Source organism: Microcoleus sp. Pol12A5 (genome assembly GCF_036701435.1).
Classification (GTDB): domain Bacteria; phylum Cyanobacteriota; class Cyanobacteriia; order Cyanobacteriales; family Microcoleaceae; genus Microcoleus.
Genome location: NZ_JAUBQU010000204.1, coordinates 1 through 6236, shown reverse-complemented (window position 1 = coordinate 6236; position 6236 = coordinate 1). Strand labels below are relative to the sequence as shown.

Sequence of the window (6236 nt, the reverse complement as noted above, 5' to 3'; positions counted from 1 at the left end):
GGCGGCCGGCCCATTAAACCGGTCATCAAGCGCAAGGCTAAAAACCTCACTGGGGGAATTGTCCGCAAACACCACAATCCAAAGCGGCGAAATGCTACAATTGGCAGCCAAGTATTGGAAAATAATCTGTCTAGAAAATCGGTAAATCCTAACACGATTAAATTCTCTTTTTTGCGCCAGTTGTGATACCGTTTCAATACTCGCAAATCGCCGATATCTTCGCCTTTTTGGTGCGCTTGCTGCAAGATTTGGGCGATCGCCCCAGCGTCTCGAATACCCATATTCAATCCCTGGCCGCCGACGGGATGGCAGCAGTGGGCCGCGTCCCCAATTAGTGCTAATCTGGGCAAAACGTAGCGATCGCTCTGCATTAACTGCACCGGAAACAAAAAGCGATCGCTCTCCAATTCCAAACGCCCCAAAAGCCCGCCCGTGCGCTGTTCCAACAAAGTCAAAAACTCAGTTTCATCCATTTGTTGCAAAGCTTTCGCTTCCGCGTGGGGTGCTGTCCAAACTACTTGACAGCGGTTCCCCGGTAATGGTAAGACTCCCATCGGGCCGCTCGGCCAAAAGCGCTCAAAAGCGATATCGTTGTGCGGTTTTTCTGCTTTAATAGTGATAGCAACGCAGGATTGCCAGTATTTCCAGCCGCGAGTGCTGATGTTGGCTTCCGTGCGGATGCGCGATCGCGAACCGTCGGCGGCGACTAATAATTTGGTGCGAATTGTCCGAGTTTCGCCGTTTTGTTTGACTTCTATTTCGGCGCAATCGGTTAAATATTTTACCTCGACAACTTCCGCCGGACAAACCCAACTAAAATTCGGGTTTTTTGCCAATGATTCTTGCAAAGCTGACAGCATGACTCCGTGTTCGCCAACGTAACCTAAAGCTGCTTTTGGTACGGGCAATTTGCCAGTATTTCCCAAATCCGGGCGGTGGAATTCCACGACGCCGGGATAGTCGCCGTCGCAGAGGCTAATTTGCTCGAAGGTGGTGATTTGCGGCAAGATTTGCTGCCACACGCCGATACCTTCTAAGATCATTCCTGATAGCAGGGTGATTGCATAGGCTTGTTTTTTGGCTGCGGCGGCGGCGGGGAGTTGGGTTTCAATTATTGCGATTTTTAATCCAGAATCTTTTAAGGCGCTGGCTAAGGTGGCCCCGACTATGCCGCCTCCGACGATGGCTATGTCAAAGTCGAGTGTCGGTGTTTGCGTCGAGGCTGTGGTTGGAGAAAGTAGGTTTACAGGCATTTTCAAGGGATTTTGTCAAAGTTAATTGGATTGTTACTTTTTTATTGTAAAGAATTATTTCGATTTAGGGCGATCGAGAAAGGGAGACGGGAGATGGGGAGACGTTGAGAAATTTATGATTAATGACAATCATCAACGATCAACTTCCCGCTATCAACAGCCAACTGCCAACTGCCAACTGTCTAATGACTGCTGACCATTTCCTTTGTGTTTTCTGCAGCCAGCCCTGATACTTTCTGCGAAATGGGAATTTCTATGACAAATTCTGCACCTTCGCCAGGGGCAGAAATACACTGCAATTTGCCTCGGTGCTTTTCAACTATAATCTGATAGCTGATTGAGAGTCCCAAGCCTGTGCCTTTGCCAACGGGTTTAGTAGTAAAAAATGGGTCGAACAACTTGCCAATAACTTCTTGATTGATTCCCATCCCGTTATCTGCAATGCGAATTGTTACTGTGTCTGAATTCGCACTGGTGCTAATCCGAATTCGGTTGTGACGAGAATATATTTCTTGTGAATAATGAGTGCTGTTGTAGTCTTCGAGGGCGTCGATCGCATTTCCTAAAAGATTCATAAATACTTGATTGAGCTGACCTACATAGCACTCGACTTTTGGAAAATTGCCGTATTCTTTGATAATCTCAATAGCGGGACGAAGTACATTAGCTTTGATGCGGTGCTGCAAAATCAGCAAAGTGCTTTCGATTCCTTCGTGAATATCTACTCGCTTCATCTGCGATTCGTCGAGTCTGGAAAAGTTGCGTAAGGATACAACTAAGTCGCGGATGCGATCGGCTCCAACTTTCATTGATTCCAAAATCTTCGTAAAGTCTTCCATTAAGTAATCAACTTCAATATCTTCGGCTGCTTCTACAATTTCTGGGACGGGATTTGGGTATTTTTCCTGGTAAAGATGGAGCAAACCGAGCAAGTCTGTGGCGTATTGGCTGGCGTGGGTGATGTTGCCGTAAATGAAGTTAATGGGATTGTTAATTTCGTGGGCGACGCCAGCGACTAGCTGCCCGAGAGAAGAGATTTTTTCGGTTTGAATTAGTTGAGTTTGCGCTTGGTGCAACTCGCGGACAGCTTTTTCGAGCTCGGCTGCTTGCGATCGATACTGTCCCTCTGACTGTTTGAGTGCTTCCAAAACTTGTACTCGATCGCTAATGTCGGTGTGAGTTCCCACCCACTCGCGAACGCTGCCGTCTGCTGCCAAAAGAGGGACACCCCGCACCCAGAAGTGTCTGTAGCTGCCGTCTGCGGCTCGCAAGCGGTGCTCGACTTCGTAGAGACTTTTTGTTTCTATTGCCCGCATCCAAGCTTGTATTGTGCGATCGCGGTCTTCTGGGTGCACTGCTTCTATCCAGTTGTCCTTCTCTTTCCAACTCATGCCCGTATAAGCTATCCAATCAGGCTGAGGCCTGTCGAAGATTCCGTTAGCGTCTGTCATCCAAACCATCTGTGCGGTGGCCATTGCCAGCGATCGGTATCTTTCCTCGCTCAGACGTACAAATTCTTCGGCTTGCCGGCTGGCTGTCACGTCGCGCAAAATAGCTGTGAATATGATTTCGCCTGCAACTTCGAGTTTGGAAATAGAAGCTTCGGCGGGAAATTCCGTACCGTCTCGGCGGCGGGCGAAAATTTCTTTGCGGTTGCCCATGTTTCGGGCTTGTTTAACGCCACCGCCGAAATTGCTGACGAGGAGACTGTGAAGGGTGGCAAAAGCTTCGGGCAACAGCAGGCTCAGGGATTGCCCGATCGCCTCAGCAGCCGTCCACCCAAAAATCCTTTCTGCACCTTGGTTGAACAAGATAATTTTTTGCTCAGCATCCACGGAAATAATCGCGTCGTCTGCAATTTCTACAATGCCGGCGAAACGAGCTTGAGACAGTTGCAGGGCTTTTTCAGCGTGTTTGCGATCGCTAATGTCGCGGGCGATCGTCGAAATGTATGTGAGTTTGTCGTCCGGTGCGGAGTGGGAGATGAGGACTTGGCTGACGGGAATTTCGAGTCCCGATGCTGACACAAAGGCCGTTTCTCCGCTCCAAAAGCCCTCGGAAACAGCGGTGGCGATCGCTTGTTTCAAAGTGCTGTAGTCTGACGCTGCGGTGAATTCTAGAACTTGTCGCTTGGATATATCTTCGTTTTCGCCTATACCCACCATTTTTCTGCCGGCTTTGTTAATGTAAATGGCGCGTCCTTCGAGGTTGTAAGTACCTACAAAATCGGGGGTTGCTTCCAGAATTGCTGCCAGACTTCTGTTGGCGATTTCGGCTTTTTTGCTTTCAGTAATATCCCGCGCGATGGTAACTATACCGCTAATATTTCCTAGTCCGTCCCGGTAAGCACTTTTTGTAGAAAGAAATGTCCGCAAATTTCCTTTGACTGGCAGCTCTTCTTCGATTGCTTGTGTTGTTCCCGTTGTCATAATTTGGCGATCGGTTTTTCTAATTTTTCCAGCAATTTCTGGGTAAAATAACTCGCTGTCATCTCTGCCGACAATGTGGTCTACAGACTTGCCAATTATACTGGATCCTGCAGCATTCAGCATCAGATAACGGCCCTGAATATCTTTGACAAATAGGGCTGCTGGCGTACTATTGATGACGGCAAGCAACAGGTTGTAGTTTTTTTGAAGTGCCTGTTTAGTTGTTTTAGTGTCGAAAATTTGCTCCTGCAATTGCTCGTTGGCGAGTTGCAGTTGGATAGTCCGTTTCTCAACTTGATTTTCTAAGTCTGATTTCGCTTTCCTAAGTCCCAGTTCCGCTCGATAGCGCTTGCGGTCGGCGCTGCAAAGAGTTTTGGCATTCTGCCAAATCAAAACTGTAAAAATAATCACGTTCAATACGCTTAACAGCGATATCCCTACCTCCGGTGTGTAGGCTTGTAACCGTTCTCCCGATATGATGAAATAACCGACTAAAGGCGGGATAATGATTGCCCGTGGTAACAAGCGCCGCGCCATGATGCCGCCGGCTCGATCGCTCGTCATTACTGCTATCAATCCTCGCTCTGGACTGGCAAATAAAATGCCGAAGCTCAGCAACATAAATCCTGCGGAAGTGTGCAAAGCCATTCCTGTATTATTGCCAATTTGGTAAAATAAAGCTTTGTCGTAGAGGTAGCCTATCAAACCCATATATGCAATTAAAAATACAGAACAGCTTAAGATTTGAATCCGCAGGTATTTAGGCCGACGTTCTGACCGCAGCAGCAGCGCTGTTCCCAGCAATAAAAAAGCACCAGCAGTATTCGGTGCCATTCGTCCTGGTGTTCCGGTGATTGTCAATGTGTAACTTTCTTTAAAGAATAGTTGGTCGATGCCTAAATCTAAATTAAAGCTATATTGAACTAGGGTTACTATGCTAATTAATATAATTAAAAATGAGGAAATAAAAATTAATTTTTTGTATTTATTTTGATACTTTCTTGCTGTTAATTTGGGGCGCCGGATCTGTTGGATGAATAGACAAAAGCCCCCCAAAATAAAGCAGACAGCAGTATTGGCTTTCATGGTAACGAGTCCGGGCAGAATGCTTTTTAACATTTGCAGATCGAATATCCAACCCAAAAGGACTGTACAGCCGATCGCCATTACTCCAATACTCGCTTTTTTGGAAAAAGACTGGACAGCAGCCATTCGGGTTGAGGGCGTTTGCAGTTGTTGTGCTCGTTCAAAAACTTCCAATTTCTCGCTCCCTCAAATTATTTGGGTTTCTACGTATCTAAGGTAACAATAAACACTCTAGTGAGATTGTTGCCCGCTATACAAAGCTGCTTAAGATTTTCTCAAAGCTGCTTAACCATAAAATATGAATTATTTTATCTAACTTTAGAGAGATAGTCAAATGAACGTTGAAGGCTCTTATGTAGAAGGCATACGGCAGAATTCAATAATTTTTATTTGTGGAAAATTTTAAAAAAAAGTCCTTGTTCCTTGTTCCCTGTCCCTTGGATCTCGGAAATTGACCCCCGATTCACCGGCAAGACAGAGTGTTTTTACTCAGTACATCGAGGAATAATGGTAGCGGATGAATCACTCTACAACAAGATCGCTCACATTGTAAACCGGCTGTTGTGGCTGTGGGGAATGCGGCAGAACATATAAGACTCGGCGGTTGAAACCGCTACTACAAAAACAAAGTCCCAGCAGAGAGGGACTAAAGAGGGGATATTAAAGTCAGATTTGGTAACTGTCAACTGTTAACAGTCAAGAGTCAACTGACTCCCAACTTTTGAAGTGCTTCCAAAGCTTCGGTTGCTGACGGGTAACGCTGGGGGAAAGCGTACAACACCATCTGGTCTAAAACGCGAGCCAACTCCGGGGTGACAGTTGCATTTTTGTGCCAGATGAGATTGCCTAAATTATCGACTCTGAGTTGTTTCGGCTGCATCCCGGTCAAGGCTTGAATCCCGATGATGCCGACAGCATAAATGTCGCTGCACTGTTTCGGTGAACCGATGGCTTGTTCGGGGGGAATATAGTCTTGCTGAGTACCGCCGCGCGATTTAGTTTGACCGATGTTATTTTGTGAAGTGTTGATTTCTTTAACTGCCCCAAAGTCAATTAATACAATCTTGCCATCTGATGTCCGCCTGATTAAGTTTTGAGGATGAACGTCGCGGTGAATTACATCTTGTTTGTGAACAAATACCAGCACTTCCAAGATGTCTTGCAATAAAGCAATAACTTGAGGTTCTTTCCAAGGTTGACCTTCAATTAGTTCTTGATACAAGGGTTGCCCTTCGATGAATTGATAGACTAAATAAAAATATCCCTCTTCTTCAAAGCGAGCTAACAATTCTGGTATCCGATCGTGTTGGCCCAATCGATATAAAACGCGCGTTTCTCGATCGAATAGCTGGCTGCTTCTCTCAGACTGGCTTTTCAGGCGCTTGACGAGGCACAAAGGTCGATCGGGCAAATTTTCATCTTCAGCCAGATAGGTATCGCTGTACTCCGTATTCACCAAATGTTCTCT

At 46.3% G+C, this 6236-nt stretch carries 3 protein-coding genes; all 3 read right to left on the bottom strand.

Annotated features, from left to right (window positions below):
* Positions 1-1253, bottom strand: a 1253-nt coding sequence (locus QUA45_RS27390) for an FAD-dependent hydroxylase (protein WP_333223009.1), incomplete at its 3' end; no start/stop codon positions are given.
* 182 nt (positions 1254-1435) lie between these two features.
* A complete protein-coding gene (locus QUA45_RS27385; RefSeq protein ID WP_333223007.1) occupies positions 1436-4942 on the bottom strand; it encodes a PAS domain S-box protein in 3507 nt (1168 codons plus the stop codon).
* Between the two features lie 529 nt (positions 4943-5471).
* The coding region (locus QUA45_RS27380) for a serine/threonine-protein kinase (protein ID WP_333223005.1) at positions 5472-6236 on the bottom strand (765 nt) is incomplete at its 5' end.